We start from the raw sequence: 26363 nt of genomic DNA on the forward strand, positions 1-26363 counted from the left end.
GGCATATAAATGTTCAAGCAATTACAAAAAATTGGGAAAGCCTTTATGTTACCAATTGCTATATTACCAGCAGCTGGTTTATTACTTGGTATAGGGGGAGCATTATCAAACCCTAATACTGTACAAGCTTATCCATTTTTAAATATTTCTTGGTTACAAGGAATTTTCTCAATTATGTCATCTGCAGGAGATGTAGTATTTTCAAATTTAGCACTTATTATGTGTATAGGTCTTTCAGTAGGTCTTGCTAAAAGGGATAAGGGTACTGCAGGACTTGCAGGTGCAGTTTCATTCTTAGTTATGAATGCATCAATTAAAGGAATGATTACAGCTTTTAACCCAGCGGTTGAATCAATAGATACAGGTGTTGTTGGAGCTATAGTAATTGGATTAACGGTATCATATCTTCATAATAAATATGGAAATATTCAATTACCAGCTGTTTTAGGATTCTTTGGAGGATCAAGATTTGTACCAATAGTTTCTTCATTCTCAGCAATTTTTATTGGCGCTATATTCTTTTTAATATGGCCAACATTCCAAGGATGGTTAGTTTCAGCAGGTAATGCAATATCTGGATTAGGACCAATAGGAACATTCTTATATGGGTTCTTGTTAAGATTAACAGGAGCAATCGGATTACACCATATGATTTACCCACTATTCTGGTACACAGAATTAGGTGGAATTGCAACAGTTGCAGGTCAAACAGTTACAGGAGCGCAAAATATATTCTTTGCACAATTAGCAGATCCAAACCATACTGGATTGTTTACAGAAGGAACAAGATTCTTTGCAGGACGTTTTGCTACAATGATGTTTGGATTACCAGGAGCATGTTTAGCTATGTATCATTGTGTACCTAAAGCAAAGAGAAAGTTAGTTGGTGGATTATTCTTAGGTGCGGCAATAACATCATTTGTTACTGGTATAACTGAGCCAATCGAGTTCATGTTCTTATTCGTTGCACCATGGTTATATGTAGTTCACGCATTCTTTGATGGATTATCATTCTTTATAGCAGATATACTAAATATATCAATTGGTAATACATTCTCAGGTGGATTAATAGACTTTACATTATTTGGAGTTCTTCAAGGCAATGATAAAACAAACTGGATATATGTATTAATAGTAGGAGTAATTTGGTTTGCATTATACTACTTCACATTTAGATTCTTAATAACTAAGTTTAATGTTATGACTCCAGGTAGAGAAGAAGATAGTGAAGAAGTTAAAGTTGTTACAAAAGATAGTATGAATGAAACAGCAGCTCAAATTTTAGAAGCATTAGGCGGAGAAGAAAATTTAGATGATGTCGATGCATGTATAACAAGATTAAGAGTAGCTGTAAAAGATGTAAGTAAAGTAGATAAGGATAGGATTAAAGCTTTAGGAGCAACTGCTGTTTTAGAAGTTAAAGGCGGAATTCAAGCAATATTTGGAGCAAAAGCAGATCCATTAAAGCAAAAAATAAATGAAATTATAGGGAGAGAGTAATAAGAGTGAAAGTAATAGATAGAGGATTAATCGTATCATGTCAAGCACTAGCAAATGAACCACTACACAGCTCTTATATAATGAGTAGAATGGCTGTAGCAGCTAAGGAAGGTGGAGCTATAGGTATAAGAGCCAATAGTGTTCAAGATATTGTTGCTATAAAGAAAGAAGTTGATTTACCTGTAATAGGTATAATAAAAATAGATTATGAAAATATGAAGCCATATATAACTCCAACAATGAAGGAAGTTGATGAACTTGTAGAAACTGGAGTTGATGTTATAGCTTTAGATGCTACAATAAATCAAGATGAGGAATTTTTAAAGGAAATCTTTAAAAAGTACCCTGAACAAAAATTTATGGCAGATATATCAACTATAGAAGAAGGCTTAAGAGCTGGGGAATTAGGATTCCATTATGTTGGAACTACTTTGGTTGGATATACAGAGCATTCTAAGGGAATGAATAATTTTGAAGTGTTAGAAGCTTTAATAAAAGATTGTAAATCAGAAGTAATAGCAGAAGGAAACTTCGATACTCCTGAAAAGGCAAGACTTGCTTTAGAAAAAGGAGCTTGTGCTGTTGTAGTTGGTAGTGCAATAACAAGACCACAATTAATAACAAAGAAATTCAATGATGAAATTTTAAAAGCATTATAATACTTATGAGGTAGAGGCATAGATCTCTACCTCTTTTATTTAGTCTATTTTAATGTTATTCTAAATATATAAATTATAAATTAATACGTATATCAGATTATGGAGGATATTAAGTGGATATTTTATGTGAGGTACAAAGAAAGTATAATGAATTTTCTGGTAAGGAAAAAGACATAGCAGACTATATTATGCAACATGCCGATAAAATTAAAAATATAAATATTACTGATTTAGCGAAGGAAATAGGAACATCAGGTGCCACAATAACAAGATTTGCTAAGAAAATCGGATGTGATAGCTTTGTAGATATGAAAATAAAGCTTGGATCCAATAAGGTAGAAGTGCCTATAAATGATGAAGATGGCATATTTGCATATACATATCAGTATTATAATGAAGTTATACAAAGAACTAAGATGTTAATTGATAAAGAAGAAATATTCAAGATTGTAAATGAAATAAAGAAAGCTAAGAATATATATATTTACGGTGTTGGTAGCTCAGGATTAACAGGGGAAGAAATGATGCAAAGGCTTTTAAGAATGGGATTTAATGTACATTGCATTTCAGATTCTCATATGATGATTATAAATAGCTCTATAGTATCGGAAAATGATTTAGTTATAGGAATTTCTATATCTGGAGAAACACAAGAAGTAATACACTCTTTAAGAAAATCAAAGGAAAATGGGGCGAAAATAGTTTCAATTACAGGCTTTGAAGGAAGCACAATAAGTAAATATTCAGATATAAAATGTATAGTGTATAATCCTAATTTTGTAGACAGAAGTAAATTTATCAATACTCAGTTTTCTGCAATGTATCTTCTTGATTTAATATCTATGGTATTGTTAAAGGATATTAATTTAAGTAATAAAATGCAAACAACTATTAATGCAATTATTAATAACTAATAAAAAGCTGCTATCAAATTTAATAGCAGCTTTTTATCATAAATACTAACATAAAGTTATTTTATAAACTGTCCAGTTCTCCCCATGTTATATGCAGTTTTTATCATAGATTTTTCTTCGACAGTTAGCTCTTTATTATACATCTTACTAAATTGATTAAATAAAGCATTAGTATCAAGCTTAACCTTAGATTTATTCCCTCTATTATTATCATTATATACTTTAGGAGTTATTGAAGGGTTATAAATTTTTTTATAAACTTCATATGTATAAAAGGCATCATAAAAAGCATCATGAAAGTTATCTTCAAAATCTATGTTTAAAAGTTCAACAGCAGTTTTCAATCCAATTTGTGTTCCCTTCTGAAGATTGAAGAGCTTAGAGGTATATTTTTGAACATCAATATATCTACTAGGAAATAATGAAGCTTGTAAATTATTAAACTTTATATTTCTTATAAATTCTTTTATATCTGATTTTCCCCATACACATAAAATTGACTCCTCATTTCCTATAAAGCTTAAAAATCTTTTATAAACACTAGAAAATGTTTCGCAGTTTGATAGCATATCTTTATTAATTTTAGTTATGTTTTCCACGTAGGGATTAATATCAGTATAAACTATAGGTCTTACTAGCTCGTTGAACTTTGATATTATTTCTAGGTTTTCATTAAGTTTTACAGCTCCAATCTGGATTATCTCAAATGGAAGTTGCTTCATAGTGGCATCGATGGATTTATCATTATTTCTATCACTAGTATTACTCGATATATATTTTTGATTAAATTCTAAATCATATACTATATAATTCATTAAAAATCCTTTCTTAATCTATAAGTATTTATCACATATTTATATTGTAGCCATTTTATTATGTAAATTATATTAATTTCTATAAAGAGTATATCAAAAACTAATATATTTAAATATTATGAAGTATAAGTAATCAAAAGGGATTAGGGAATGTACAAGAAAGGAGATTTTCATATTCACTCAACGGAATCAGATGGTGAGCTAAAACCTGGAGAAATAGTATTGTTAGCAAAGGAAAGAAGAGTAGATATAATTGCATTAACAGACCATAATACTGTAAATGGGAATAAACAAGCTGTTAAGGTTGGTCAAATACATGGGGTAAGAGTAATACCAGGAATAGAGTTATCTACTAGATTTAAGGGTAGTAAGGTTCATATATTAGGTTATTTTACTGATGAAGTATATCAAAGTGATGAATTTAAAATGATTTTAAATAATTTAAATACTAGAAAATTCAAGGCATGTCAAATTTATTTTAAAGGAAAGCTAAGCTTTAAATCGGAGGGTGGGAAGATATCTACTTCAGCTGGGATAGATTTTTTACATCATTATAATGCAAAGGTAGTTTTGGCTCATCCTACATTACTTGATAGAAGGATTTTTGAACAAATAATAAATTTGAATTTCGATGGGATAGAAGCAAAGTATTATAGAAATAAGGAAAATGAAACAGAGTATTTTGTAAATATAGCAAAAGAAAAAAATATTATATACACTGCAGGATCTGATTTTCATTCATTAAAAAAAATTGATTTAAAGCATGGAACTTTAGGACAAATATATCTAGAAGAGGAAGAGATAGATAACTTTTTAAAGATATTAAATTTAAATTAATAGTATTCTGTGATTTTTAAAATTAGTTCTTGTTTATAGCACATTTTAAATTTATGAGAATAAAATACTATAATAATAATTTTAGAAGGTGTTAGATTGTCAAAAGGAAATATATTAGTAAGATTGTTCAGAGTAAAAGATTTATTACCAATATCAAAAGGAAATATTGTTATTAGTAATTCAGAAACTGAAGACATAGCTTATGAAAAAGAAGATGCTTTTGATATAAGTGGGCGAAGTGAGATAATATCAGTAGATACACCTGATAGTGGAATGTTAAGGGAACCTTATGAAGAAGGCGAAAGTAAAAATATATATTCAATATACAATATAAGGGTTACTTCTGATGGATATAAGGACGTTATAGTAGAAGGAGTTAGTGTATTTGAAGGAATAACTTCTATACAAAATATAGAAATGGAAGAGAAAAGTGTTGAACTAGGGATGATGAGATCTTATAGAGAAACAGTTAAGCGGGAGCAACAACCGGATGAGAAGTCAACTAGGGATATGCAGAGAAGTTTAGTAAGTACACCTTTTACTTTCTCAAATGTATTTATACCTGAATTTATAACTGTTCATTTAGGAGCACCTAATGTAAATGCAGAAAATGTTACAGTAAGGTTTATAGACTATATTAAAAATGTGGCTTCTTCTGAGATATATCCTACCTGGCCTGAAGAGGCAATAAGGGCTAATGTATATTGCCAGATTTCTTTTGCATTGAATAGGGTATATACAGAATGGTACAGAAATATGGGATATTCATTTCAAATAACAAATTCAACTGCATATGATCAATTTTTTGTAAAAGATAGAAATATATTTGAGAATATAAGCAAGATAGTAGATGAAATTTTTAATCAGTATATTAGAACAATAGGGAATAAGACACCATTTTTTGCTCAGTATTGTAATGGGACAACTGTAAAATGTGAGGGATTATCACAATGGGGGACTGTAGACTTGGCTAATTCGGGTATGTCTGCATTGGAGATAATAAAGTATTATTTTGGACAGGATAAGGAGCTTGTAAGAGCTGAGCTTGTTGAAGGAGTTCCTGAATCATATCCTGGTTATGTAATGAGACTTAATGATATAAATGAGAATATTAAAACAATACAAAAAAGATTAAATTGGATATCAAAGAATTTCCCTGCTATTCCTAAGATATATCCTGAAGACGGAAAATTTGGTAAGGAAACAGAAAATGCTGTTAAAGTATTTCAAAAAGTATTTAATTTGACTTCAGATGGAGTTGTAGGTAGAGCTACTTGGTATAAAATATCTAGTATTTATGTTGGAGTAAAGAGATTAGCAGAATTAGGTCAAGAACCAGAAGAAGAAGACCCAGGAAATGCAGGAGCCCCAGGAGACACAGGCGATATAGGATTAGATGGTAAGTATCCAGGCTATTTATTGAAGTATGGGTTAAAAGGAGATAAGGTAAAGGAATTACAGCATTATTTATGGAATATTTCGAATAAATATAATATACCTAGTATAGCAATTGATGGAATATTTGGTGATGGAACAAGAGCGGCTGTTGTAGCATTTCAAAGGTTATTTGATCTATCACAGGATGGAATAGTTGGACCAAATACATGGAATAAAATATTGAAAATATATAATTCACTTTCAAAGAGAAGTATGTAATAGATATAAATAAAGTAATGATGACTAAATACAGAGAGGTATATGGCGTAATTGCTGAATATTTATGATTATTATAAAGATACAGGAAGTATATCAATTACATTTATAAGAATAATTGCATATTATATTATAACTTAAAATATTTTAAATTCTAACATTAGAGGAGAGGATGATATGCAATCAATAAGCGCTGGAAAATACAAAGGAATAGATATATCAAGTTGGCAAGGTGAGGTTAATTTTAATCAAGTAAGTAATAGTGGAGTTCAAGTTGTATATATAAAGGCAACAGAAGGAGACTATTATTTAAATCCTAGAGCAGATGAGTATTATTCAGGGGCTAGAAGTAACAATATGTTAATAGGATTTTACCATTTCTTTAGACCAAGAGTAGATGCAAAGACTCAAGCTAATTATTTTTCAAGCTATGTAAAAGGAAAGAGTTTCAATTGTAGATTGGCTTTAGATATTGAAGTAGCAGATGGGTATGGAGCATCTGAGTTATCTAGCATGTGTGTGACATTTTTAGAAGAGGTTAAAAGACTTACAGGAAGAGATGTGGTAGTGTACACATATACTCACTTCGCAAGGACAAATCTTACAAGTAGTTTAGCAAAATACCCATTATGGATAGCAAATTATGATGTTACTACACCTGGTGATAACCCTATATGGAATAGGTGGGTAGGATTCCAATATTCTGAAACAGGAACTGTACCAGGGATAAGTGGGTACTGTCCTTTAGATGTATTCACAGATGGGATATTATTATCAGGAGTTACACCTAATGTTCCAGGTACAAATCAAGGGGAAACAACTACAACTTATACAGTTCAATCTGGAGATACTCTATCAGGAATAGCACAAAGATACGGAACAACATGGGAACATTTAGCACAAATAAATAATATAAGCGATCCAAATTTGATATATCCAGGACAAGTTCTAAAGATTGGTTCAGGTAGTTCAGCAGGAAGCACATCAGGAGTAACAAGGATAACTTATATAGTAAAGGATGGAGATACTCTATCAGGAATAGCACAAATGTATGGAACAACAGCTGATAGGCTAGCACAGATAAATAATATAAGTGACCCCAATTTAATATACCCAGGAGAAACAATAGTAATAAGCAATGGATCATCAAATAATTCAGTAAAAAGTTATATAGTAAAAGAAGGAGACACTTTATCAGAAATAGCACAAAGATACGGAACAACATGGGAACACTTAGCACAAATAAATAATATAAGCGACCCTAATTTAATATATCCAGGAGAAACAATTAGAATAGATTAGAAATAAACAATAATTAAATATAATAGACTTACTTTTAATATAAATTATTAGTAAGTCTATTTTTTATGAATTGAGTTTATACAATTTTAGAAATGAATTTCATGTAATATTTAGTGATATATGAATATTTATTAAAAACTTTTTATAAAAATATACAAAACCTAGTGAGTTAGAATAATTATAAATTTTAGTGTATAATTAAAGAGTAAAATAAATATTTTTAAGGAGGTAATATGATTGAATTAATGATTATATGCGGATTAATATTATTAATTTGCATAACATCCAGTAAGATTTTATACAAATTTGGAGTTCCAATGCTTTTAATTTTTATAGTGTTAGGGATGTTATTTGGATCTGATGGAATTGTAGGAATATATTTCGATGATTATGAATTAACTAGTAAACTATGTTCGTTAGGATTAGTATTTATAATGTTTTATGGGGGGTTCGGTACCAATTGGAAAATGGCTAAAGGATCAGCTGTTCCATCTATATTAATGTCGACCTTAGGAGTTATAATTACAGCAGGGCTTACAGGGTTATTTTGTTATTTTATATTAGGTACAAGTTTATTAGAGGGTTTACTTATAGGTTCTGTTGTTGGATCAACTGATGCAGCATCAGTATTCTCAATACTACGTTCTCAAAAGCTTAATTTAAAGGGCTCACTGGCACCTTTATTAGAGATAGAAAGTGGTAGTAATGACCCTATTGCATATATGTTAACGCTTATAATTCTAACCTTTATGTCTAGAACAGGGGTAGGTTCTATTGTTCCAATGATAATAAAGCAAATATTATTTGGAATATTAATAGGAAGCATATTAGCTAAAGGAGCTGTCTATGTAATTAGGCGCGCTAATTTTGAAGTAGAGGGTTTCTATACAATATTTATAACTGCTATCGCTATATTATCCTATGCAGTAAGTGAATGGCTTGGAGGAAATGGATATCTAAGCGTATATATGGCAGGGATTATAATTGGTAATAGTAAGATACCTCATAAGAAGAGTTTATTCCATTTCTTTGATGGAGTGTCATGGATAATGCAAATTGCTTTATTCTTTATTTTAGGGCTTTTATCATTCCCATCTAAATTACCACAAGTAGTTGGTATATCTATAGCAATATCATTATTTATGATATTAATAGCAAGACCATTAGCCACATTTATAATTTTAAGTAAGTTCAATTATTCTGTTAAGGAAAAGATATTCATATCATGGGTTGGACTTAGAGGAGCTGCATCAATAGTTTTTGCTATATTCTCTATGACTTATGGAGTTAATATACAAAATGATATATTCCATATAATGTTCTTTATAGCATTATTCTCAGTAGCTATACAAGGGACATTAATACCAAAAGTAGCGCAAAAGCTAGATTTAGTTGATGACAGTGTACCAGTATTAAAAACATTCAATGATTATAAAGAAGATAAAAGTACAAAGCTTTTAGAAGTTAATATATATGAGGATAGCAAGTGGGTTGATAAGAGTATCATGGATTCTGATATCCCCGAAGATGTATTAATAGTAATGATAAAGCGTGGAGATGATGTTATAGTTCCGAAGGGATCTACCGTCATAAATAAGGGTGATATTTTAGTTTTAAGTGCTAATAATTTTGATAGTTTATTAAATAAGTAAAATATATTATTTAAATTCAAATATGCTATTTGGATTGTTATAATACTATTATAAGTTATGGGACTATATAAATTAAAAGTTTTGTTTTGTAATATAGTATCTAAAATTAAATTTGGAGAAAGCGTTTATGGGAAGAAAAGAAAAAGTATTAAAGGAAAAAATAATAGATGATTTATCTATAGATAAAAGACAAATAGGTTATTATTCAACTCCAAGTTTTATATGTGATTATATTACAAGGCGAGTAATAGATGTAAAAAATAATGGTAAGAGTGTTTTCGATCCATGTTGTGGAAGAGAAGAAATGCTTAATCCTTTCAATAAGTTTAACATAGAAACTTATGGTATAGATATCATTAAATATAAAGAAGAATATAACTGTAATTTTGAAAATACAGATTTTATAAAATATTATTATGAATTTATTAATTCAAATAATCAAATAAAAAATTTAAATTATGATTATTATGTTTTAAATCCACCTTATAATTGTCATGAAGTTCAATATATAAGAGATAATAAAAAAGAATTAAAGAAATATTTCAATGATGTAGGTGTTCATAATATGTATGGAATTTTTATTTCAGCTATAATGGATATGGCTAATGATGGGGCTGTGATAGGAATAATAACACATGATTCATTTTTAACGTCTAAAAGCTATGAGGGGCTAAGAAAGAAAATATTGAATGTGTGCTCTATACATGAAATAACTATGTGTCCAACTGATTTGTTTTTAGAGCAAGGAGCAGAAGTAAGGACTAGTATAGTTATACTACAAAAAGGATTAAATTATCAAGGGAATATAATCATAAATAATAGATGTAGAAATAGAGAAGAGTTAATTAGTATTTTAAAATCGGATAAAAATAAGTTATATAAATTAAATGATATAGTATTAAACAATACAATAGATAACAGTGAATTTATATTAGAATGTCCAAATGATATTAAAGATTTATTTAAGCTTTATAGGCTAGGAAAACAATTTAAGTGTATAACTGGAATATCAACGGGGAATGATAAATTGTATCTTTCAAAAGAAAAGAAAGAACCTTATATAGTTCCGTTTTATAAGAATCCAGGTAAAGATAGATACTATACAAATAAAATCATGTATATAAATAAGGATTTTATGAATATATCTAAAAGTATTCCTAATTTTATAGTAAGAAATAAAGAACTTTTATATAAAACAGGAATAATTTGCTCCTCAATGGGAGTACAGTTTACAGCGTGTAAACTACCTAAAGAAAGTACTTTTGGCGTAAATACTTGCATTATATGTGAGGATAAAGATCTATTTTGGTTACTAGCGTATTTGAACTCTACTTTAGTTACTTATTTAGTTAGAGGTGTTTTAAATAGAAGTAATATGATAACATCAGGATATGTATCAAGAATACCTCTTTTAGACTTTGACAATAAAGTAAGGAATAAGTTATCTTATTTAGGAAGTGTAGCATATGAGAATGCTAAAAATAAAAAAGATATTAAAGATACATTAAAAGAAATAGATAAGATAGTTAATGATACTGCTAATTTATCTACTGATACAGTATCGTATATAAATAAGTTTAAAATTGATTTGATTAAGAGAACATAAAAAACAGTCTGTAAGACTGTTTTTTATTTTAATTTATTCATCTAATGGCTCAAACTCATCTTTGGAAGCACCACAAACTGGGCAAACCCAATCATCAGGTAAATCTTCAAAGGCTGTATCTGGATCTATGCCGTTTTCTGGATCACCGTATTCTGGATCGTAAACATAAGTACAAGGTACACAAATGTATTTTTGCATTAATATAAACCTCCTAAAATTCCTTTATATTTAAAAATGTATTGGGTATATTATAAAAATATGATATAAATTATTATAAATAATAAAAAAATATAAAATAATTATACATTTATAGATAGAGGTGATGATATGAAAAGAAAAACTAGTAAAAATAATGATTTGCTAAGTAGTGTAAGAAAGGATACATCTCCTAAAATATATTCTTTATTAGTAGATTTAGTAAATGAAGATAGAGAAGATTTAGCAGAATTAGTATTAAAAATAGATTATTTATTAGAATATACAAGTGCATGTATAAATCAAAAAGATTTTGATGAAGCTAAGGAAACTATTAAGAGAGTAGAGGATAGAATAAGTATTCTTGAAAAAGAAGGTAAGGATATAGAATATATAAAATATCTTTATGAAGGAATAAAAAAGAAATGTAAATAACACAAAAGGCTATTTAACGCTTACCTCAAGCTTAAAATAGCCTTATATTTATTTAATTACTTTCTTTTTCTATTTTTATTTGCGACTTCGATGTTTACTTTTCTCTTATTAAGCCTAACACCGATACATTTATCAAGAACCTTATCCTTAACATCTGGAGCTATATTAACAAATGAGAAGTTTTCTAATATATCTATATCACCTATTGATGAAGCCTTTATTCTAGCTGTATCTTTAATAAAGTTAACTAGAGTTTTAGGATTTATTCCATCTCTTCTTCCTATTGATAAGAATAAACGTATGTCTTCGGATTTAGGAGCTTCTAAAACATCAGATGTATAAGTTTCTAATAAATCATCATTGAATTTGTTTTTTATTAATGCAGCAATAATTTCTACAGAATCATACTTTTGAGTTAATTCTGTTGCTACTGGGATAAACTTTGAATAATCAGAATCATTAATAGTATTAGTTACATCTTCTAATATTGATTTTGATTTACTATTAAATATATCATTAACTGTTGGGATATTTTTTCTAGTTATATCACTCTTAGTTACTGATTTTATTTGTTTTAACATTGAATATTCTTTTGGAGAAACTAATGAGTAAGCTATACCTTCTCTATTTGCTCTTCCAGTTCTACCTATTCTATGAACATAGCTTTCAACGTCTTGAGGTAAATCATAGTTTATAACGTGTGTTATCCCTTCAACATCTATACCTCTTGCAGCTACATCTGTTGCAACTAAGTAATTTAAAGAACCTTCTTTAAATTTCTTTAATGTTCTTAATCTATGTGCTTGAGACATATCTCCGTGCATACCTTCAACAACATATCCTCTTGATTGCATACCTTCAACTAATTCATCTACACCTTTTTTAGTTCTACAGAAGATAATTGCAGATGATGGAGTATCGAAATCTAAAACTCTACAAAGCGCTTCAAATCTTGTCTTATGAGATACTTCAAAGAAGTTTTGAGTTATCTTAGACACGGTCATAGAAGTTTTCTTTATAGATATATGTTTTGCATCAGGTTTCATATATCTCTTAGCTAATTTTCTTATTTGTTCAGGCATAGTTGCTGAGAATAATAAAGTTTGTCTTTCACTTGGTAATTGCTTTATTATATCTTCTAAGTCATCTATAAAGCCCATATTTAACATTTCATCAGCTTCATCTAAAACTAAGAATTTAATTGTATCTAGCTTTATAGTTCCTCTTTTTATATGATCTAAAACTCTACCAGGAGTACCAACTACAATGTTAACATTTCTTTTTAATGCTCTTATTTGGTTTGTTATTGGATCTCCACCGTAAACAGGTAGTATTGTTAACTCATCATATTTTGATAATCTTTTTAGCTCATCATTAACTTGTATAGCTAGTTCTCTTGTTGGAGCTAAAATTATAGCGCTAAGTCCACTTTTTTTAGAAATATGATTAATAATTCCACATCCAAAAGCAGCAGTTTTACCAGTACCAGTTTGAGCTTGACCTATAAGATCATATCCTTGTATAGCTACAGGTATTGCCTCAGCTTGTATTTGTGATGGTTTTTCAAAACCTAAATCATTAATAGATTTCAAAAGGGTATCCTTAAGCCCTAAGTTACTAAATTTTATTTCGTTCATTCAAAATCCTCTTTCTTTTAGTATTTAAAATAATTTATAATTAAATATAATATATATTTTTTTAGTTTATATTAGTTATATACTTTAACATTCCTTAAATCATAAAAAAATATAATATGATTTTAAATAATGTTAAATTTTTACTATAACCATATAGTATTTTTTCTTAACTAACTCAGTATACACTATAATTCAAAAATATGCTCGTATTATTTACTAGTAAAATAAGTTATTTTGTAATAAATATTGAAAAAGTAATAAGTAAACGTTTGATAGGAGGTATAATATGGAAGAATGTAGAGAAAAATTATATTTTTATAAAATAGATAGCATAATAGGTCCTATATATATTGTAAAGAGTGTAAAAGGATTAAGAATGATTGAATTAATAGAAGAAGAGTGGATTAAATTTAAGGGAAAAAATAGTTTAATAGAGGATAAAAATATATGCTTGGATGTAATTATTCAATTGAATGAGTATTTTGCTGGAGAAAGAAGAAATTTTGACTTAAAAGTGGATATAGAAGGAACTGACTTTAGAAAGCTAGTATGGAATGAACTAATAAAAATTCCATATGGGGAAATAAGAAGTTATAGCTATATAGCTAGTTCTATTGGAAATGAAAAAGCTGCAAGAGCAATAGGTCAAGCTAATAGAGCAAATCCTATTCCTATAGTTATTCCATGTCATAGAGTAGCTGGTAAGACTGGGAGGTTGTTGGGATATGCAGGAAGTCATACAGATATTCAAGAAAAACTTATTAAATTTGAAGAAAAGAATATAATTGAATAGAAAATCAAAAGGAATATATAGGAAATTAATATTTACATATTATGGGAGGGGATTTGTCTCTCCCTTTTTTTATTTGTAAATAATATTGTTGTAATATAAGAATAAGTATTTTAATATATAATTGAGAAGTAAAACAATAGTATAAAGTATAGTATATAAATTGTTTATAAATATAAATTAATTTAGTAATTTAATAGTATATATTTAGTAGTATGAACAAGGAGATAAATATGGATACGCAACTTATTCAAGATTTTAAAAATTTATATTTTAGCAAAAAGCAAATTTCAAGAAGAATATTCGACAAAGAAGAATTGGAAGAAATATGGAAAACGATTGAAGATGAGAGAATAAAAACATCTCTGGAAAATAATTCTATATTTAAACCGTTTGTAAATTACTGGTTTAATAATACGGAAGATATTATTTGTAATACTGAGTTTATCGATGAAGCAAATAATTTGGGGGTATTTAATTATATATCTCCAAAGATAAGGGAGAAGTTAAATAATTCAGCTGAAGAATTAGAATTACTAGGCTTGAATAATTTTGATAATATAGTTATTTCAGATGAAATATTAAAAAATTTAAAATTAGCTATTAATAATGACTGCAATATTGATGAAGCGTTTATATTGGACTTATATAATATTATTGATGGAGAAGGAATAAAGGATAATAAGAATAATATAGAAGGTATTAGTAGAGATGGATCAAATGCAGATAATATAAAAACATTAATTTCCTTAATAAATGAAAGTGATAGGAAAAGTGTATTAGTAGTAGCTGCAACAATATATTTATACATAATAGTTAATAAGCCTTTTAGAAGATATAACTCTATATTTTCAGAACTTTTATCATATAAATATCTATTAGTTAATGGCTATGAAGTTATAAAATACTGTTCAGTATCAACGTTAATAAATTCAAAATTTAAAAAATATAATGCGGCAATTGAAAATAGTATATCTTCAAATGGTGATATAACCTACTTTATAAGATTTTACATAGGTATATTAAGAGATTCAATTGAAGCTTTAAATAGCGAATTAAATTATAAATTTGGTAAGAAAATATTAAAAGAGTTAGTTGAAAGAAATAATATAAAATTAGAAGAAAGGCAAATTAAATTTATTAACAGTATTTTATCATCTAAAATTAATAATGTAACAATAGAAAACTATAAAAATAAACTAGATATCTCATATGAAACTGCTAGAAGTGATTTAAATTATTTAGTAACATTAGGGTTTTTCAAGATAGCAAAGTCGGGAAAGAGATATGAATATTATAAGAATGATATATCTACAATTGTGGATAACTTTGAGGAATAGTGTTGACAAATTTAAATAATTATTAGAAAATAGCTAATGAAAAAATGAAGTGTTAATTAGCGAGCAGATGGGCGGCCAGACTACCCATAGGCTCTTTTTTTATGCAAATAATTAAGTTAACTAAAGTGGGAGGAGTTAGATGAAAAAGATATTAAAAGATAGGACATTTATAAAAACAATGCTTACACTAGCTTTACCAATAACATTTCAAAACTTTATTACGTCATCATTAAATCTTTTGGATAATTTGATGGTTGGTAGGCTAGGAGAAGAAGCTATTGCAGCTGTAGGATTAGCAAATCAATACTTTTTTATTTTTATGTTATGTATTTCAGGTATAAATGCAGGAGCGAGTGTATTTATGTCTCAATATTGGGGAAGAAAAGATGTAGTCAATATTAAAAAGGTACTAGGACTAGATATCACTATTGGATTTTTAGCTTCATTAGTATTTGGAGGAGCTGCATTTGTTGTGGCAGAGCCAATAATGAAGATTTTATCAAGGGACTTTCAAGTTATAGAATTAGGTGTTCAATATTTAAGAATTATTGCAATAAGCTTTATATTTACTAATTTTACACAAGCATTTTCTTCATCCCTTAGGAGTTCAGAGCAGCCAAAGGTACCAATGTATGCAAGCTTAATTGGAGTATTAAGTAATGCATTTTTAAACTGGGTATTTATTTTTGGAAACTTAGGGGTAACACCAATGGGAGTAGCGGGAGCTGCTTTAGCTACAACTATAGCGCGTACAATAGAAATGATTTATATAATTACTATGATATATGGCAAAAAGAATGTTATATCTTCTAGCACAAAAGAGTTATTTGCTTTTGATATAGATTTTGTAAAAGTGTATTTTAATACATCAACAGCTGTTATAGCAAATGAGTTGTTATGGTCATTAGGTATGACTGCATATTCAATTGCCTATGCGCAAATAGGTACAAGTGCTGTTGCTACAATGCAAATTGCAACTACACTAAATAATATGTTTATGGTGTTGTGTATAGGACTAGCCTCGGCAGCAGCAATTATGATTGGTAACAAGATAGGTGCAAATGAAGAAGATGTCGCAGTTGATTATTCACATAAAATAGGAAAAGTCGCACCGGTGCTTGGATTAATAATAGGCATTTTAGTATGGGTTTTAGCTCCTCAAATAGTTAAGCCTTTTAATGTAGAAGCAGGGACTTTTAAGGATACAGTAGAAGTTTTAAGAATAATGGCTTTAATATGTCCTATAAGATCTTATAATGTAGTTATGATTGTTGGGATTTTTAGAGGTGGTGGAGATACGCTTTATTCTACATTAGTTCAATTAGGAACAGTTTGGTTTTATGCCGTTCCAATGGCATTTTTAGCAACTATAATTTTTAAATTGCCAATAACTTTTGTATATTTCTTAATATGTATAGAGGAATTTATTAAAGTTTGCTTTGAAAGAAGTAGGTTGAGATCTGGAAAATGGATTAAAAATGTAATAGCAGAAAATGAATTAGTAGTGTAATATAATCGAAAAGAGAAATAGATATATTCCGTGGCTAACTATATGCTCATTCCAAATATTCTATTTATCTTTGACAACTTATATTTATCGCTTAAATTAATAGTAAAAAGGGAAAAGTGAGGCAGTTAAGAAAAAAATTTGCAGATGATTTTTAAATAAAAAGTGTTTTGTACCTTTAGCAAGAAAGATAGCAGATAGATTTGTTTTCCATAATCTATCTGCTATCTTTTTTATTAATTTTTATATATTCATAATTCAGAAAAGTTGAATTATCTTTATATTTTTCTATTTTTTAATTCCTTCATTTTTAATGAGGTAATTTACTTTGTATTATTTCATAAACTTTTTTAGGCAAAGCATCCTGTTCTTCTTTAGTTAAATTAGCTGTTTCTATAGCTGGGTGGATATATAAATCTACGTGAGCAGGTTGTACAATCCATTTTTTCTTGCTAGATTCCATTATTTTATAAGATCCGCTCATTGTAACAGGTATTATAGGTACTTTAGATTTTGTAGCTAACTTAAAACTACCTGCTTTAAATTCACCCATCTTATCACCTTTACTTCTTGTTCCTTCTGGAAATATAACTAGGGAATGACCGTTTTTTAATACCTTAACACCTTGAATTATAGCTTCTCCAGCTTTTCTTAGGTTACTTCTATCCATAAAGATACAATGCATGTACTCCATCCATGTACTTACTCCGGGGATTTTCTTTACTTCTATTTTGGATACAAATCCTTTTACTCCAGGAATTTTAGTAATATATATTGGTATATCAAAATTTCCTTGGTGATTTCCTATAAATAATACATTTTGATCTTCAGGAAGATTTTCTAGTCCATGAACTGTAACTTTAACTCCAGCAACTTTTAAAAGACTATTAGCCCAAGCTGTAGTCGCCTTATAAACAAGTTGGTCCTTTTTATCTTCAAGACCTTTTTTATCAAGCCTTTTAGTTCTTATCATACTAGGTATACTAAGCAGTAAACCTATGAAGAAAACTATATACCAAGCAATAGATCTAAGCATGCAATCAAATCCTTTCAATAATTTATTAAAAATTCCATAAATAAAGTATATAACAAAGTTACTACATATAAAAGTAAATAAATAGATAACTTTTAAAGTGGTATTTCTTGATATTTAAGGGTCTAACGAAACGGTAGGACCTTAATAGGTATTAATACTAGTTGTGATGAAATTTTTGAAAAATATATCACTAAATATGTGTATAAAAAGTATAATTTATAATCTAAGTAACTATATAATTATATCAAACATATAGTAAGTAATAAAAAGTATTTTAGAGGTGAGAGGTTTGGATAAACTAGAACCGAGTAAACTTATATTTGATTTTAAAGATGGGATATCTAAGGAGGGCCCAATAATTCCACGTAATTATACAGTTACTCATTCAGATGAGGCAGGCAATATATTGGTAATAGTTGCTAAAACGTATGATAAAAGTTGTGTAACTGATAAAAGAGATGAAATATATGGTAAGTGGTGCGAAAATGGTAATAAGTATATTTTGTGTATCGAGTTAAGTGTAGATGGGAATGAAAGAGATAAAAATAAGGTATTACAAAGAAATAGAATATTTAGAGATGTTCTACCATTAGTAATTACTGCTATAAGACAGGGAGATTTAGGATTAATAAAAAAACATAATAAATTAGATGAATCAGATATATTTATAAAGTTTAATTCAAGATTTGATGAATTTTATAAAGTTGAGCATTGGGGAAAATTAAAAAATTATAAGTATATAGAAGATGATTACGATGAATGTGACCTTAAATCTCCAGAAGAAAGTAGGCTAATGGGAAAAACAAGGTCTCAATTACTTAGGAAAAAAAATTTTAAAATTAGAATGGAAGAAGGTATTATACTTAATCTTTTAAATCCATATATAGAAAATCAATTGTGCGTTGCATATGGGAATAATATAAGGTACTGTATTGATAAATGTGAGATAATTGATATTGATGAAATAAAATCATTAGATGGATGTGGGAAAATATATGAAGTGTCTTTATCAGTTAAAATGAAGATAAAATCTAAGCTTAGAGAGGTTTCTATGGATTTTATCATAAAGCCAAACAATGTAATAATTAAAAGAATGGAAGAATAAATAATTGCTATGGATGATATTATAGAAGTAGGATAATATTGACATGTGTTTAATATTATTATACAATTTACTTGATGTTTATGTCTCCATAGTTCAATGGATAGAACAGTCCCCTCCTAAGGGACAGATACAGGTTCGATCCCTGTTGGGGATACCACATAAAACCCTCAAGCTTTAATTTTATTAGGCTTGAGGGTTTTATGTTTTTTTAAGTACTAAAATATAATTAAAAAGATTAAGGAATTATATATTTTATAGAGTTTATTGATATAGTGTAGTTACCGATAAATGAATTAGAGTAACTACAAGTTATGTAGTTACTAAGAAATATAATAAAGTAACCACAAAAGATGTAGTTACCAAGAAAAAGATAAGGTAACTACAATAGAGATACATAACTAAGTAAATTTGAAAATAACTTAGCGATAATGTTTTACCTATATATGAAAAATGATAACTAGATAATTTATAAAATTTAATTATATAAATGTGTTGTGGTAAATATTATATATTATAGAATTATTACTTAAATTTTATCTTAAAATTAATATATTAATTTTAAGATATGATATAATATAAAATAAAAAATATTTAATTTAGGAGTGTGAATAAATTTGGAGAGTTATACGTGGCAGATAGTATTATTAATAATATTATTGTTGATGTCAGGATTTTTCTCTATGTCAGAAACAGCCTTAATGGCACTAAGTAAAATTAGAATAAGACATATGGTAGAAGAGGGAGTTAAGGGAGCAAAGCTAGTTGAGAAGCTTGCTGAAGATCCAAGTAGGCTATTAGGAGCGATACTAATAGGTAATAATATAGTTAATATAGGAGCATCTGCACTTGCAACATCTGTTGCTGTTAAAGCTTTTGGAGAAGGGGCAGTAGGAGTTGTAACTATAGTGATGACTATATTAGTTCTTATATTTGGTGAAATAACTCCAAAATCTATAGCAAAACAAAAATCAGAAAGTGTTGCTTTAAAGGTTAGTAAGCCTATAAATATTGTAGTTAAAATATTTAGACCATTTATAGCTATATTTACAGCTATATCTAGCTTATTTATAAGACTTTTAGGTGGTGATCCAAAGGCAACAGAACCATTTATAACAGAAGAAGAACTAAAGACTATGGTAGGTGTTAGTGAAGAAGAAGGAGTACTTGAGGATGTAGAAAAAGAAATGATATTTAATGTTTTCGAATTTGCAGATTCTCAAGTTAAGGATGTTATGGTTCAAAGAGTTGATGTAGTAGCAGTAGATATAAATGCTACCTATGATGAAGTTATAAATATTATTAAAACTGAACAATTCTCAAGAATACCAGTTTATAATCAGAATATAGATGATGTTATAGGAATATTAAATGTAAAAGACTTAATAATAGCTTCTCAAAGTAAGGAGAATTTTAAAATCTCTGATTATATGAGAGATGCTTACTATACTTTTGAATTTAAGAAAATTACAGAGCTGTTTAATGAAATGAAAAAAACTAGAAACCACATGGCTGTTGTATTAGATGAATATGGCGGAAATGTTGGTATAGTTACGATAGAAGATTTAATTGAAGAAGTGGTTGGAGAAATTGAAGACGAGTATGATGACGAAGAAGATAACGATATAGTAGTTGTTAAAGAAGATGAATATATAGTTGATGGAAGTGCAAGATTAGATCATATAGGTGATTTAATAGGGGTTACAATGGAATCAGAGGAGTTTGATTCTGTAGGAGGACTAGTAATTGGTGAATTAGGAAGATTTCCTGAGAAATCAGAGGAAGTTAAGCTTAATAATATTAGGTTTGTAGTTGAAGAAGTAGATAAAAATAGAATTAAGAAAGTTAGAATATACACTTAATTTAAAAATAAAATGGAGAACTATATAAAATTAAGTTCTCCATTTTTATTTAAAATGATAGATTCTTAATAAGAGGTTGTATTTTATGGATTATATGAATTTAGCAATAGAAGAAGCTAAAAGTGCATATAACAAAGGAGAAGTTCCAGTAGGTGTAGTTATAGTTAAAGATGGAGAAGTTATAGCAAGTCAACATAACTTGAAGGAAAGTTTAAAGTTACCAACAGCACATGCAGAAATATTAGCAATAGAAGATGCTTGCAAAAAGTTAAATAATTGGAGGTTATCAGGTTGCGAGATGTATGTAACTTTGGAGCCTTGTCCGATGTGTGCAGCAGCAATAGCACAAAGCAGAATTTCAAAGTTATTTATAGGCACTTTTAATAAAGATATGGGTGCCTGTGGCTCTACTATAAATTTAATAGACTATAATATATTTAATTGGCATGTAGATGTTAGGTGGTGCTACAATCAGGAATGTAGTTATTTATTAACTTCATTTTTCTTAAAACAAAGGAATAAAAATTAGGAATTATGTATTCCTTTATAAATAGTACATATTTATTTGGTATAATTATCTATAAAGTTATATAATTAAAGTAATAACTATAAGAGGAGGAAATAAAATGAATCCAGTAGCTTTTGAATTATTTGGTTTAGAAATAAGGTGGTATGGAATAATAATATCACTTGGAGTATTAGCTGCTATGTTATTAATATATATGTTGGCTAAGAAGAAAAAATTAGATTATGATACAATAATAGATGCATTTTTAATAACTTTTCCAATATCAATTATTGGAGCAAGATTATATTATGTAGCTTTTGAATATAAAAACTACCATTCATTTATGGATGTAATTAACATAAGAAATGGTGGAATGGCAATACATGGAGGAGTTATAGCTGCGTTATTAGCAGGTTTCATATTTGCAAGATATAGAAAAATAAACTTCTTAAGATATGTAGATGTTATAATGCCAGGAGTTATACTAGCTCAAGCAATTGGGAGATGGGGTAACTTCATGAATCAAGAAGCGCATGGAGGTCCAGTATCTAAAGAATTTATAAGTAAGTTCCCGGAATTTATTCAAAAGGGTATGTATATTAATGGAGTTTATTATCATCCAACATTTTTATATGAATCAATATGGAACCTTTTAGTTTGTGCAATTTTAGTTTATATTGTTTATAAGAAAAAGGAAGCAAAAGACGGTATAGTTCTTGGTGGATATATGATTTTATATTCAATAGGAAGATTCTTTATAGAAGGATTAAGAACTGATAGTTTAATGTTTATGGGACTAAGAACAGCTCAAATGATAAGCTTACTTGGAGTACTACTAGGTATAGTTTTAATTGTTTGGATAAATAAGAAAAATAAGGCTGTTTAGGTATTATAGTTACATAGAAGTTTTAAATGTTGCAATATGAATTAGTATGTGATAATATATAGCAGTAGTTAAAATTAAATAGCTATATATTATTTTATGGAGAGATGTCCGAGTGGTCGAAGGAGCACGCCTGGAAAGCGTGTATAGGGGAAACTCTATCAGGGGTTCAAATCCCCTTCTCTCCGCCATAGCCGTGCTAGATGGGGAGTCAGCGGTGCCCTGTAACCCGCAATCCGCTATAGCGGGGTTGAATTCCTAGCCTAGGCTTTAATCTGTAGGGTCTGCCTATGCAAGTGGTGTTGATGGCAAGGTCCCATACGACGTAAGTGCGTGAACCTCGTCAGGTCCGGAAGGAAGCAGCGATAAGCGATTACTGCGTGTGATATGGATCAATCTTGTCAGAGCTAACTACATAGTAACGCCTATAGATTACTGTCGAAGCTAGGTGCACGGTTTTAATTTTTAGGCCTTTCTAACCAAAAGAAGGGTTTTTTTAATGTAAAGCGCAGAAAATAAATGTTTAATTATTACATAGAATATTTATTTAATTAAAGGTTACTCTTCAATAGGATTAACATACAATAGGACAAAGAAAGCGAGGGCATTCCTTATGGAATACCCTCGTTTTCTTTATTATTTAAAGATGTTATCTATGTGCTAACTAAACAAATATATATTACAAATTACTGACTTAATAAACCATGATTTACTTTATTAATCTTTTTTTGTATAAATCGTAAATATATGAGGATGCTTATGGTTTATATTTTCTTTGTGGCAAATACTTTCTGATATTTCCCATTCATCTGTAATTTCCGGGAAATATGTATCAGCTTCAAATTCATCAAAAATATGAGTAATATAAAGTTTATCTGCATATGGAAGCAGTTGATTATATATGCTAGCACCACCACATATAAAAGTTTCTTCTTTAGAATTTAATAATTTTAATAATTCTTCAATAGAATTAACTACTATAGCATCTTCTAATTTTATGTCTTTTGTAGTAAGAACAATATTTCTTCTATTAGGTAATGGTCTTTTAGGTAATGACATATATGTGTTATAGCCCATTACAATTGTATGACCATCAGTTACTTTTTTAAAATATCTTAAGTCTTCAGAAATATGAGCAAGGAGTTTATTTCCATTACCTATTCCTCTATTTTTATCCATAGCTACTATTAAACTAATCATAATTATATCCCCAATTCGAATTTTAATTGTGGTTTAACAGGTTCATAATCTACCATTTCAAAGTCATCAATAGTAAAATCATAGAAATTTGTTTTACCGTCTTTAAGAATTAATTTAGGTTGTTTATTACTAGGAGTTCTTGCTATTAATTCTTTTGCTTGTTCTACATGCCTATCATAAATATGTAGATTATCAACAACGTGCATAAACACTCCAGGTTTTAAACCAACATGCCTTGCTACCATCATCATTAATGAAACATATTGAATTTTATTAACATGGCCTGCAACGCAATAATCGCTTGACAAAATATTCATATAAGCTCGCTTCTACTTATACAGTTCTCTTATGAACTTCTATATATCGCTATATAGTTTAGACTATATCATATTCTTAAAAACTTTTACCGTTTTTAAGAACCCTATCGTTTCGATTTAAAAGGTCTTATTCACTCATTGCCTTACCTCATAACATTAGGCTCTACTCTACTCACTTCTTTGAATTATATTTCTTAATTCAAATGTTTTCGATAGTCGTTTGGCATTTATGCATATTCTTATTGATTTATATAATAAAAATCTTTCCATTTTTCTTTTTTTGAATCACATCTATATTTTAGTGCATTTGAACTTTTCATATTATATTTACTTAAAGCTTCTTGCACAGTAAGTATTACCCCTTCACAATATACTTTTTTTTCTTTTGTAATGCCTATAAGATTTGAATTAAAGTTACATTCATTTTCATATATAGTATAATTATTAATATTATCATGAGTCTTATCGAAATAATAAAATTCACTGAATTTATTAGTTTTGGATTTAATTCTTGTTATTATTGCAGTAGATGTTACGTTATAAGTTTTTGCAGCTAGTCTTATACTTCTAAAATAATATCCTTCACATACTATAGGCTTCTGTTCTTCTAAACATTCTCTTCCTGTTAATACCTTACTAAGTCTAGCTTTTGTTTCTGGAGATAATGGGCCAAGTTGAATTCCCTTATTCCATGGAGTCCTACCTCTATTTATCTCACTAATCTTATTTCTTGTTTCCTCTGATAATTTCTTACCTTTATTAGCTTCACTTATTTTTTTGCTATGTTCTTCGGAAAGAGGAATTCCATATAGAGGACTATTTTTGCCCCTATTTTTAAAGTTGGGATTATTCTCTCCCTTTACTTTTTCTATACGCTCTAATCTTTCTTTTTCTGATAGGTTCGCCCAAATATTTTTGCTTGAATTCCTCATTTTCTCTACTATTTTATCTCTATTCGGATGATAAGAAATAAGATCTCCACCTGACGATTCTTTGCTTATGTTATATAGCGCTTCATCTGAATTTAGATAAGATAGCTCTAATTCACATACTTCCTTGAAATCTTTTATCTCATGTAATATTGTAAATATAAAATTTTCTTCATTATACTTATGATAACTTCTTTGCAAATAATAACAATGATGAATGCCTTTTCTTAAATCTTGAAAATGTCTTTCTTTTCCTAGGATTATTAGTTCTTCCTATATATCTTTTATTAGTTATTATATTTCTGATTTCATAAATGTAATTCATTTTTTATTAATCTCCTTTTTAAAGAAGAATAGGCATTTTAGCACAGGATTGTCTTAATATTAAGAGTTTCCCTGTTTAGATAGGTTTGCTGTATGTATTACTATATACAGGCGCTCTAATAACGCTGAGTAAGGGTCATATCTAGATATTCATCTCTAACAGACCAAACAGTAAGAAAGGCGCAAGGATTTAAACCTGGTGTTTCTTCGAAGTCTGCATATTGATATAAATCTATAATATGTCTTCTAGTATATGGCTCATTTTTTAAGCCATTTAACAATTTGTTCATCAAATCATATTTTTTTACAGTAGCACCATATCTTTGACCAATTGTTCCTGTACCATTAACTTCCCAATCGCCCCACCAAGTGATGCCCATTTCTTCTAGCACTGATAGTTCATTTGAAGCTTTTTGATATATCCATAGAATTTCCTTTATTGCTGATTTCCATGCAACTGGTCTTAGTGTAGTAACAGGGAATTCACCTTTAGATATATCGTACTTTTCTACAACTTGATTTATATATATTGTGTGTGCTGGAGTGCCATCTTTATATTTAGGCCTTACTTTATGACCTTCTGTGCTTACTCCATTTGTAAGAATATCATTTAATGTCTCTTTAAATAACTTATCTGCCTTTGATATAAAATTTGTTGTCATAGGTTCACCTCTATATCTTAATTTCACCCCATGGGATGAACAGGTATATTATATCATAAGGAAAGTTATATAAAAAATAAATTACAGCATTTAAATTACACAATATGGAAATAGGCGTATAATTATATATGGGTATTTTAAATGTGAAAATTTAAAGAGAGGTGATAAATATGGGGGATATTATGACTTGTATTTTATTAGTAATTATTGCATCGTTAATGACTTATGTTTCACAATTGAGAGAAGAAGTAATACAAATAAATAAAAAGTTAGATAAAGTAATTAAGCATTTAGGAATAGAAAATTATTCTAATATTGATGATGAACTAAGGATATTATTTTAGAAAGAAGAGGAAAAATAAAAGCTATTAAAAGATATAGAGAACATACTGGATTAGGACTTAAGGAATCAAAAGAATATATTGATAATTTATGTGAGAAATAGATTCTGTGTAATGAAAATAAATTTATATAAAAAATAATATAGAAATTATTTAGGAACTCAAGTTTATCTTGGGTTCTTTTTGCAATTTAAAGATATAGAGATAAATACACTATAAAGTAAATAAATTTTAAATTTTACTAATAAAGGAATTAATATTATAATAATTATAAAATAAGTGTAAATTGAAAAAGTAACTTCCGTTTTTTTACTTAAACAGAAGTTAGTCTTGCAAAGTATCTGATATAATTAATTT

Annotated in this window: 26 protein-coding genes, 2 tRNA genes, 1 other RNA gene and 1 pseudogene; 21 read left to right on the plus strand and 9 right to left on the minus strand. The window is 28.5% G+C overall.

The window, feature by feature from the left end; all coding sequences use genetic code 11:
• Positions 1-9 precede the first annotated feature (9 nt).
• The 3 genes from I2A75_RS15105 (at position 10) to I2A75_RS18195 (ending at position 3073) form a co-directional block, all read left to right on the plus strand.
• A complete protein-coding gene (locus I2A75_RS15105) occupies positions 10-1500 on the plus strand; it encodes a PTS transporter subunit EIIC (RefSeq protein ID WP_195266038.1) in 1491 nt (496 codons plus the stop codon).
• A 5-nt stretch (positions 1501-1505) separates the two neighbouring features.
• Complete coding sequence (locus tag I2A75_RS15110; protein ID WP_283158576.1) at positions 1506-2159, plus strand: N-acetylmannosamine-6-phosphate 2-epimerase; 654 nt, start codon at positions 1506-1508, stop codon at positions 2157-2159.
• Between the two features lie 113 nt (positions 2160-2272).
• Positions 2273-3073, plus strand: coding sequence for a MurR/RpiR family transcriptional regulator (locus I2A75_RS18195; protein ID WP_195266040.1), 801 nt, complete (start codon positions 2273-2275; stop codon positions 3071-3073).
• Positions 3074-3129: 56 nt separating this feature from the next.
• Here I2A75_RS18195 and I2A75_RS15120 read toward each other — a convergent pair whose 3' ends face one another.
• Positions 3130-3888: a 3'-5' exonuclease gene (locus I2A75_RS15120; protein ID WP_195266042.1), complete on the minus strand. Its 759-nt coding sequence runs from the start codon at positions 3886-3888 to the stop codon at positions 3130-3132.
• Between the two features lie 150 nt (positions 3889-4038).
• On the opposite strand from I2A75_RS15120, the gene I2A75_RS15125 reads away from it, so the two are divergent.
• The 5 genes from I2A75_RS15125 (at position 4039) to I2A75_RS15145 (ending at position 10938) form a co-directional block, all read left to right on the plus strand.
• On the plus strand, positions 4039-4725 hold the full coding sequence (locus I2A75_RS15125; RefSeq protein WP_195266044.1) for a PHP domain-containing protein: 687 nt from the start codon (positions 4039-4041) through the stop codon (positions 4723-4725).
• A 96-nt stretch (positions 4726-4821) separates the two neighbouring features.
• Positions 4822-6381 carry a peptidoglycan-binding protein gene (locus I2A75_RS15130; RefSeq protein ID WP_195266055.1) on the plus strand — a complete coding sequence of 520 codons (1560 nt, stop codon included), beginning with the start codon at positions 4822-4824 and terminating at the stop codon, positions 6379-6381.
• A gap of 174 nt (positions 6382-6555) precedes the next feature.
• Positions 6556-7680 carry a LysM peptidoglycan-binding domain-containing protein gene (locus I2A75_RS15135; protein WP_195266057.1) on the plus strand — a complete coding sequence of 375 codons (1125 nt, stop codon included), beginning with the start codon at positions 6556-6558 and terminating at the stop codon, positions 7678-7680.
• Positions 7681-7913: 233 nt separating this feature from the next.
• Positions 7914-9332: a potassium/proton antiporter gene (locus I2A75_RS15140; protein WP_195266059.1), complete on the plus strand. Its 1419-nt coding sequence runs from the start codon at positions 7914-7916 to the stop codon at positions 9330-9332.
• A 127-nt stretch (positions 9333-9459) separates the two neighbouring features.
• Positions 9460-10938, plus strand: a complete 1479-nt coding sequence (locus tag I2A75_RS15145) for an N-6 DNA methylase (RefSeq protein ID WP_195266061.1) — start codon at positions 9460-9462, stop codon at positions 10936-10938.
• Between the two features lie 33 nt (positions 10939-10971).
• Here the strand turns inward: I2A75_RS15145 and rd are convergent, their stop codons facing one another.
• Positions 10972-11136: a rubredoxin gene (gene rd, locus I2A75_RS15150; RefSeq protein ID WP_195266063.1), complete on the minus strand. Its 165-nt coding sequence runs from the start codon at positions 11134-11136 to the stop codon at positions 10972-10974.
• Between the two features lie 129 nt (positions 11137-11265).
• Here rd and I2A75_RS15155 point away from each other — a divergent pair, with 129 nt between their 5' ends.
• Positions 11266-11568 (plus strand): hypothetical protein, encoded by a 303-nt coding sequence (locus I2A75_RS15155; RefSeq protein ID WP_195266065.1) that lies wholly within the window; start codon positions 11266-11268, stop codon positions 11566-11568.
• Between the two features lie 56 nt (positions 11569-11624).
• On the opposite strand, the gene I2A75_RS15160 is transcribed toward I2A75_RS15155, so the two are convergent.
• Complete coding sequence (locus tag I2A75_RS15160) at positions 11625-13205, minus strand: DEAD/DEAH box helicase (protein ID WP_195266067.1); 1581 nt, start codon at positions 13203-13205, stop codon at positions 11625-11627.
• A gap of 286 nt (positions 13206-13491) precedes the next feature.
• On the opposite strand from I2A75_RS15160, the gene I2A75_RS15165 reads away from it, so the two are divergent.
• From I2A75_RS15165 to I2A75_RS15175, 3 genes are all read left to right on the plus strand, one after another.
• The gene (locus tag I2A75_RS15165; RefSeq protein ID WP_195266069.1) at positions 13492-13998 is read left to right on the plus strand and encodes a methylated-DNA--[protein]-cysteine S-methyltransferase; all 507 of its coding nucleotides are present in this window, start codon (positions 13492-13494) and stop codon (positions 13996-13998) included.
• Between the two features lie 230 nt (positions 13999-14228).
• Complete coding sequence (locus I2A75_RS15170) at positions 14229-15335, plus strand: Fic family protein (RefSeq protein ID WP_195266071.1); 1107 nt, start codon at positions 14229-14231, stop codon at positions 15333-15335.
• Between the two features lie 139 nt (positions 15336-15474).
• Positions 15475-16845, plus strand: a complete 1371-nt coding sequence (locus I2A75_RS15175; protein WP_195266073.1) for an MATE family efflux transporter — start codon at positions 15475-15477, stop codon at positions 16843-16845.
• Between the two features lie 307 nt (positions 16846-17152).
• Here I2A75_RS15175 and I2A75_RS15180 read toward each other — a convergent pair whose 3' ends face one another.
• Positions 17153-17878 (minus strand): lysophospholipid acyltransferase family protein, encoded by a 726-nt coding sequence (locus I2A75_RS15180; RefSeq protein ID WP_195266075.1) that lies wholly within the window; start codon positions 17876-17878, stop codon positions 17153-17155.
• A 280-nt stretch (positions 17879-18158) separates the two neighbouring features.
• On the opposite strand from I2A75_RS15180, the gene I2A75_RS15185 reads away from it, so the two are divergent.
• From I2A75_RS15185 to ffs, 7 genes are all read left to right on the plus strand, one after another.
• Entirely contained in the window at positions 18159-18983 is an 825-nt protein-coding gene (locus tag I2A75_RS15185) for a staygreen family protein (RefSeq protein ID WP_347707769.1), read from the plus strand.
• An 82-nt stretch (positions 18984-19065) separates the two neighbouring features.
• Positions 19066-19140: transfer RNA gene (locus I2A75_RS15190), tRNA-Arg, on the plus strand.
• 457 nt (positions 19141-19597) lie between these two features.
• Positions 19598-20842: a hemolysin family protein gene (locus tag I2A75_RS15195; protein WP_195266079.1), complete on the plus strand. Its 1245-nt coding sequence runs from the start codon at positions 19598-19600 to the stop codon at positions 20840-20842.
• An 85-nt stretch (positions 20843-20927) separates the two neighbouring features.
• Positions 20928-21371 carry a nucleoside deaminase gene (locus tag I2A75_RS15200; protein ID WP_195266081.1) on the plus strand — a complete coding sequence of 148 codons (444 nt, stop codon included), beginning with the start codon at positions 20928-20930 and terminating at the stop codon, positions 21369-21371.
• Between the two features lie 97 nt (positions 21372-21468).
• Complete coding sequence (gene lgt / locus I2A75_RS15205; protein ID WP_195266083.1) at positions 21469-22236, plus strand: prolipoprotein diacylglyceryl transferase; 768 nt, start codon at positions 21469-21471, stop codon at positions 22234-22236.
• Positions 22237-22334: 98 nt separating this feature from the next.
• Positions 22335-22424 (plus strand) — tRNA-Ser (locus I2A75_RS15210).
• Positions 22425-22427: 3 nt separating this feature from the next.
• Positions 22428-22689, plus strand: an RNA gene (gene ffs / locus I2A75_RS15215) — signal recognition particle sRNA large type.
• Between the two features lie 261 nt (positions 22690-22950).
• Here ffs and I2A75_RS15220 read toward each other — a convergent pair.
• The 5 genes from I2A75_RS15220 to I2A75_RS15240 all read right to left on the minus strand — a co-directional run bounded on the left by I2A75_RS15220 (position 22951) and on the right by I2A75_RS15240 (position 25665).
• Positions 22951-23433, minus strand: coding sequence for a dihydrofolate reductase (locus tag I2A75_RS15220; RefSeq protein ID WP_195266085.1), 483 nt, complete (start codon positions 23431-23433; stop codon positions 22951-22953).
• A gap of 2 nt (positions 23434-23435) precedes the next feature.
• The gene (locus I2A75_RS15225) at positions 23436-23750 is read right to left on the minus strand and encodes a thymidylate synthase (protein ID WP_243242188.1); all 315 of its coding nucleotides are present in this window, start codon (positions 23748-23750) and stop codon (positions 23436-23438) included.
• A gap of 239 nt (positions 23751-23989) precedes the next feature.
• Positions 23990-24880, minus strand: coding sequence for an NUMOD3 domain-containing DNA-binding protein (locus tag I2A75_RS15230; RefSeq protein ID WP_195266087.1), 891 nt, complete (start codon positions 24878-24880; stop codon positions 23990-23992).
• Positions 24861-25004 carry a GIY-YIG nuclease family protein gene (locus tag I2A75_RS15235; protein ID WP_195266089.1) on the minus strand — a complete coding sequence of 48 codons (144 nt, stop codon included), beginning with the start codon at positions 25002-25004 and terminating at the stop codon, positions 24861-24863. The genes I2A75_RS15230 and I2A75_RS15235 overlap by 20 nt, the downstream gene beginning before the upstream one ends.
• Before the next feature lie 115 nt (positions 25005-25119).
• Positions 25120-25665: a thymidylate synthase gene (locus tag I2A75_RS15240; RefSeq protein ID WP_243242189.1), complete on the minus strand. Its 546-nt coding sequence runs from the start codon at positions 25663-25665 to the stop codon at positions 25120-25122.
• Positions 25666-25847: 182 nt separating this feature from the next.
• Between I2A75_RS15240 and I2A75_RS15245 the strand changes: the two genes are divergently transcribed.
• The gene (locus I2A75_RS15245; protein ID WP_195266091.1) at positions 25848-26009 is read left to right on the plus strand and encodes a hypothetical protein; all 162 of its coding nucleotides are present in this window, start codon (positions 25848-25850) and stop codon (positions 26007-26009) included.
• Positions 25997-26095 (plus strand): annotated as a pseudogene (locus I2A75_RS18200) (ribosomal protein L7/L12); the annotation flags it as partial. The gene I2A75_RS15245 and the pseudogene I2A75_RS18200, both read left to right, overlap by 13 nt.
• Between the last annotated feature and the right edge of the window lie 268 nt (positions 26096-26363).

This window comes from Clostridium sp. 1001275B_160808_H3, from assembly GCF_015550425.1.
Taxonomy (GTDB): domain Bacteria; phylum Bacillota; class Clostridia; order Clostridiales; family Clostridiaceae; genus Clostridium.

Excerpts from the sequence above, each read along its gene's own strand:
- I2A75_RS15105 (WP_195266038.1), top strand. The coding sequence starts at position 10 with ATGTTCAAGCAATTACAAAAAATTGGGAAAGCCTTTATGTTACCAATT.
- I2A75_RS15120 (WP_195266042.1), bottom strand. The coding sequence starts at position 3,888 with ATGAATTATATAGTATATGATTTAGAATTTAATCAAAAATATATATCG.
- I2A75_RS15125 (WP_195266044.1), top strand. The coding sequence starts at position 4,039 with ATGTACAAGAAAGGAGATTTTCATATTCACTCAACGGAATCAGATGGT.
- I2A75_RS15135 (WP_195266057.1), top strand. The coding sequence starts at position 6,556 with ATGCAATCAATAAGCGCTGGAAAATACAAAGGAATAGATATATCAAGT.
- I2A75_RS15140 (WP_195266059.1), top strand. The coding sequence starts at position 7,914 with ATGATTGAATTAATGATTATATGCGGATTAATATTATTAATTTGCATA.
- I2A75_RS15145 (WP_195266061.1), top strand. The coding sequence starts at position 9,460 with ATGGGAAGAAAAGAAAAAGTATTAAAGGAAAAAATAATAGATGATTTA.
- rd (WP_195266063.1), bottom strand. The coding sequence starts at position 11,136 with ATGCAAAAATACATTTGTGTACCTTGTACTTATGTTTACGATCCAGAA.
- I2A75_RS15155 (WP_195266065.1), top strand. The coding sequence starts at position 11,266 with ATGAAAAGAAAAACTAGTAAAAATAATGATTTGCTAAGTAGTGTAAGA.
- I2A75_RS15160 (WP_195266067.1), bottom strand. The coding sequence starts at position 13,205 with ATGAACGAAATAAAATTTAGTAACTTAGGGCTTAAGGATACCCTTTTG.
- I2A75_RS15165 (WP_195266069.1), top strand. The coding sequence starts at position 13,492 with ATGGAAGAATGTAGAGAAAAATTATATTTTTATAAAATAGATAGCATA.
- I2A75_RS15170 (WP_195266071.1), top strand. The coding sequence starts at position 14,229 with ATGGATACGCAACTTATTCAAGATTTTAAAAATTTATATTTTAGCAAA.
- I2A75_RS15175 (WP_195266073.1), top strand. The coding sequence starts at position 15,475 with ATGAAAAAGATATTAAAAGATAGGACATTTATAAAAACAATGCTTACA.
- I2A75_RS15180 (WP_195266075.1), bottom strand. The coding sequence starts at position 17,878 with ATGCTTAGATCTATTGCTTGGTATATAGTTTTCTTCATAGGTTTACTG.
- I2A75_RS15200 (WP_195266081.1), top strand. The coding sequence starts at position 20,928 with ATGGATTATATGAATTTAGCAATAGAAGAAGCTAAAAGTGCATATAAC.
- lgt (WP_195266083.1), top strand. The coding sequence starts at position 21,469 with ATGAATCCAGTAGCTTTTGAATTATTTGGTTTAGAAATAAGGTGGTAT.
- I2A75_RS15220 (WP_195266085.1), bottom strand. The coding sequence starts at position 23,433 with ATGATTAGTTTAATAGTAGCTATGGATAAAAATAGAGGAATAGGTAAT.
- I2A75_RS15225 (WP_243242188.1), bottom strand. The coding sequence starts at position 23,750 with ATGAATATTTTGTCAAGCGATTATTGCGTTGCAGGCCATGTTAATAAA.
- I2A75_RS15235 (WP_195266089.1), bottom strand. The coding sequence starts at position 25,004 with ATGAATTACATTTATGAAATCAGAAATATAATAACTAATAAAAGATAT.
- I2A75_RS15240 (WP_243242189.1), bottom strand. The coding sequence starts at position 25,665 with ATGACAACAAATTTTATATCAAAGGCAGATAAGTTATTTAAAGAGACA.
- I2A75_RS15245 (WP_195266091.1), top strand. The coding sequence starts at position 25,848 with ATGACTTGTATTTTATTAGTAATTATTGCATCGTTAATGACTTATGTT.